This window comes from Desulfoplanes sp., assembly GCF_054921335.1.
In genome coordinates this window covers 1-3,220 of record NZ_JBUDSQ010000155.1, presented here as the reverse complement: position 1 = coordinate 3,220, position 3,220 = coordinate 1, and the positions used below count along the sequence as shown (strand labels likewise).

The 3,220-nt window shown below is 45.9% G+C and carries 4 protein-coding genes and 1 pseudogene; 2 read left to right on the top strand and 3 right to left on the bottom strand.

The window, feature by feature from the left end:
* The first annotated feature begins 307 nt into the window (after positions 1 to 307).
* Complete coding sequence (locus ACY692_RS14705; RefSeq protein ID WP_462326130.1) at positions 308 to 652, top strand: type II toxin-antitoxin system RelE/ParE family toxin; 345 nt, start codon at positions 308 to 310, stop codon at positions 650 to 652.
* Positions 645 to 971 carry an XRE family transcriptional regulator gene (locus ACY692_RS14700; protein WP_462326129.1) on the top strand — a complete coding sequence of 109 codons (327 nt, stop codon included), beginning with the start codon at positions 645 to 647 and terminating at the stop codon, positions 969 to 971. Before ACY692_RS14705 ends, ACY692_RS14700 begins: the two co-directional genes overlap by 8 nt.
* A 400-nt stretch (positions 972 to 1,371) precedes the next feature.
* Here ACY692_RS14700 and ACY692_RS14695 read toward each other — a convergent pair whose 3' ends face one another.
* From ACY692_RS14695 to ACY692_RS14685, 3 genes and pseudogenes are all read right to left on the bottom strand, one after another.
* The gene (locus ACY692_RS14695) at positions 1,372 to 1,680 is read right to left on the bottom strand and encodes a nucleotidyltransferase domain-containing protein (RefSeq protein WP_462326128.1); all 309 of its coding nucleotides are present in this window, start codon (positions 1,678 to 1,680) and stop codon (positions 1,372 to 1,374) included.
* The gene (locus tag ACY692_RS14690) at positions 1,647 to 2,045 is read right to left on the bottom strand and encodes a HEPN domain-containing protein (RefSeq protein WP_462326127.1); all 399 of its coding nucleotides are present in this window, start codon (positions 2,043 to 2,045) and stop codon (positions 1,647 to 1,649) included. The genes ACY692_RS14695 and ACY692_RS14690 overlap by 34 nt, the downstream gene beginning before the upstream one ends.
* Before the next feature lie 483 nt (positions 2,046 to 2,528).
* Positions 2,529 to 3,032, bottom strand: a pseudogene (locus ACY692_RS14685) (hypothetical protein); the annotation flags it as partial.
* Positions 3,033 to 3,220 lie beyond the last annotated feature (188 nt).

The window sequence follows — 3,220 nt, the reverse complement described above, 5'->3', positions numbered from 1 at the left end:
AAAAAACTGGAGATCGATGTGAGCAGGTACAAACAGTAGATTGGTCAGATCAAGTGCAGTTGGCCTGCCCCTTAGTTCTTTATTTTTCAGGCGCTACATTTCATCTCTCCAGCTAGTTTAGTTTATAATTTCAGCAGATTATATTTTTTGAGAAGTCCAGTTGTCCCGTCCCATAGTTGTCCCATAGTTCTCGTCCGGATCCACTTTACTCTCCCTTTGTTCTTTATCAGTTTTTATTCCCTTGACGGAATATCTGTTGTGACGTAGTTAACTGAAATGAGTTGGGACGTAGAATACACAGGCGAATTTGAGCAATGGTGGAATTCTCTCTCTGAATCAGAACAGGAAGCTGTGGCTGTCTCGGTGGGGCTTCTGGAGGCCAAAGGTCCTGAAAGGTCCTGAATTGGGGTTCCCGCATTCAAGTGGTGTCAATGGATCACAACACAACCACATGCGAGAACTTCGTACCGTTAACAAGGGCAAACCCCTCAGAACCCTCTATGCCTTTGATCCGCGAAGGACTGCTATTTTGCTGATCGGCGGTGATAAGACTGGCGACAAGCGCTGGTATGAAGTACATATTCCTGTGGCAGATCGGCTTTACGATGAACATTTAACCGAATTGGCAGAGGAGGATCGTAATAATGGCTAAGAAATTTTCAAAACTCCGTGAAAAGATGTCACCGGAAGCTCAAGAACGAGTTGAGGCCGGAACAAAAGCCGAACTTGTCAAGATGCGGCTCGGCGAACTTCGTAAAGTTCGTGGCCTGTCACAAAAAGAACTGTCCAACCTTCTCCATGTGCAGCAACCTGCAGTCGCCAAACTCGAAAAGAGAACGGACATGTATATTTCTTCCCTTCGCAATCATATAGAGGCATTGGGAGGCAAACTCGAGATTGTTGCTACGTTTCCTGATGGATCAATACATATCGACAACTTTTCCGACCTGAAGAAGAGTACTTCTGCTTAACTATTCGTACGTCGAATGTTTTTTACAGTTCTACAGTGTCTTCTTTAAGCATGTACGAATCCTGTTCGTAAAATGACACCATCTGCTCCTAGGAGAACGGCATTGAGCCCGTTCCTTAGCTCCTACTGCACCCCCTTCGCGGTGAAAAGGCGTTTTCCGTTTCTCGTTTCTGATCGTTCGCTGTTCCCTAAAGCCTAAAACGTAAAACCGCCTCACACCCGCAATCTCTGAAGTGGCCCCCCCCCTGTGTCAGGGAAGGTGTCGCTTTTTTTGATGCTTATCGGACGTCCTGTCTGGGTGATTCTTTGTGGCCTTTCGGGTTGAGCTTCACCTCGCCGACCAAAAGCAAATAGCCTGCCCCTTAGTTCTCTTGCTGCCAAAATCGCTTTTCCCCTCAAACCTACATTATCTCCAGCCCGGTTTTAAGTATTTCATGGGCAATAGGATTTGCAGCATTGAAGTCAGCCTTTCTGAAAGGGTGAGGTTCGATTTTTGTATCGAATTTTCTTCTGAGTTTCATCAGGTCAACCCTCATATCGAAAGCATCAGTAAAATCATCAAAAATAATGGCTACATCTATATCACTGTCCAAGCCCTCAGTCCCTTTGGCGTATGAACCAAAAAGATATGCTCCGATGACGCCCGGTTTTCCCTGCCGTAAAAAATTAACGTATCTTATCGCTGTTTCAGGAAGTTTTCGTGTAGCCATGATCTCAACTCCTTGATGCTTTCTATCCATTTTACCGTGAAATCTTTGGAACATTTTTTATAGAATTCCATCTTGTAATCGTCATATCGTGCCTGAATGTTGAAAGTCGAGATTGCGTCCAAAAGATCTTTTTTATTTTCATCCAAAGGTATTTTTGTTTTTTCTGCCAATCGTATGAGATCATGAATAAATGGAGGGGTAGTATCGATATGCTGGACATAACAGGCTTTCAATAATTTTTCGAGAACCAGATGACCGATGAAAAGAGACCATGTATAGTCACCTTTTTCAAATAAATGAATCATAGCCTGAAAATCTCTATCTGAACTTTTTAGCCAATACACTATCTGATCTTTTTTGTTCATAGAAGTTACGCTCCAAGGCCCGCATATCCCCCACAACCCAACGAAGAGCCGTCTTTTGTTTTGGTCAGTCTGGTTAACGGTGATGAATGGTGAGATCCTACACCCTTTGGCCGATCGTATAGGTTAACCTCTCTGGATTGGCAAGAGATGTTCAAATTATTGTTGAATGACAACGCCTATCAACCTGTCCTGTTGTACTCTGTTGGTATGAAGCGGTAATTGTCAATCTGCAAGCAGGTTTTGACGCGCAAACTGCTCAAGAGCGGTTTGGCCGATGAACTTTGTCGGATTCCCCGTTATGAATCTCCGTCCTACGGTGCGCTTGTCGCTCATGGTGGTTTAAAAGAAAATGCTACCCGCCTTAGGTCCTGAATTCGGGTTCCCGCATTCAAAAGGGGCGAATGGATCGAAACACAACCGCATGGGAGAACCTTGTACGTTAACAAGGGCAAACCCCTCAGAACCCTCTATGCCTTCGTTCCCTCACACCCGTAATCTCTTCATGGAATACACCCCCTCCGCACCACCCAGCGAGGTGAATTTCCGCTCATCCCTGGATGTAAGCAGATGTTTCACCTGATCAAATACCTCCTGCACAAACTCCTTTGATCCCAATATCCCCGCATCGCTGAAGTATCTGGTCCGATAGCAGAAAAGTTCGAACCGTTTCAGCTCGAAATTCTTCTTCCGCTCCTTCTTCACGATCTTGGAGTCCATGGGTTTGCCCTTGCCCGTATTCACAACTCCGGTCTCGTAGACAAATTGTCTGTATGTGCGAACGATTTCAGATGGATCGAACTCGTTCCACTCCTTCATGCCGAAATCTATGGACAAGAGATCGTCCTTGTTTGCGGTCTGAACATGGTAGCCCAGGGAGCACCACCTGTAGGCCTCAGGGCGTTTTACAATACCTGCACGCACGGGATTGAGATCCACATAGGCCAGTAGATTGACCAGGGAGAAACCATTCTGCACGATCCGGGATTTTCACCCAGTTGAATACGGCTATGTCGTAGACCCGTGGTCTATTTAAGCGGGTGAATCTGTCTGTCGCCCCAGAAATAGCGGGAGGAGATTATATGGTAGATCCGTAGATGGTCGGAACGTCAGAGAGAACGAGCCGGCCTATATGTGGCATGTGGCCCGTCGCCGGGATGAAAGGATGAAGAAGAAAA

Excerpts from the sequence above, each read along its gene's own strand:
- ACY692_RS14700 (WP_462326129.1), top strand. The coding sequence starts at position 645 with ATGGCTAAGAAATTTTCAAAACTCCGTGAAAAGATGTCACCGGAAGCT.
- ACY692_RS14695 (WP_462326128.1), bottom strand. The coding sequence starts at position 1,680 with ATGGCTACACGAAAACTTCCTGAAACAGCGATAAGATACGTTAATTTT.
- ACY692_RS14690 (WP_462326127.1), bottom strand. The coding sequence starts at position 2,045 with ATGAACAAAAAAGATCAGATAGTGTATTGGCTAAAAAGTTCAGATAGA.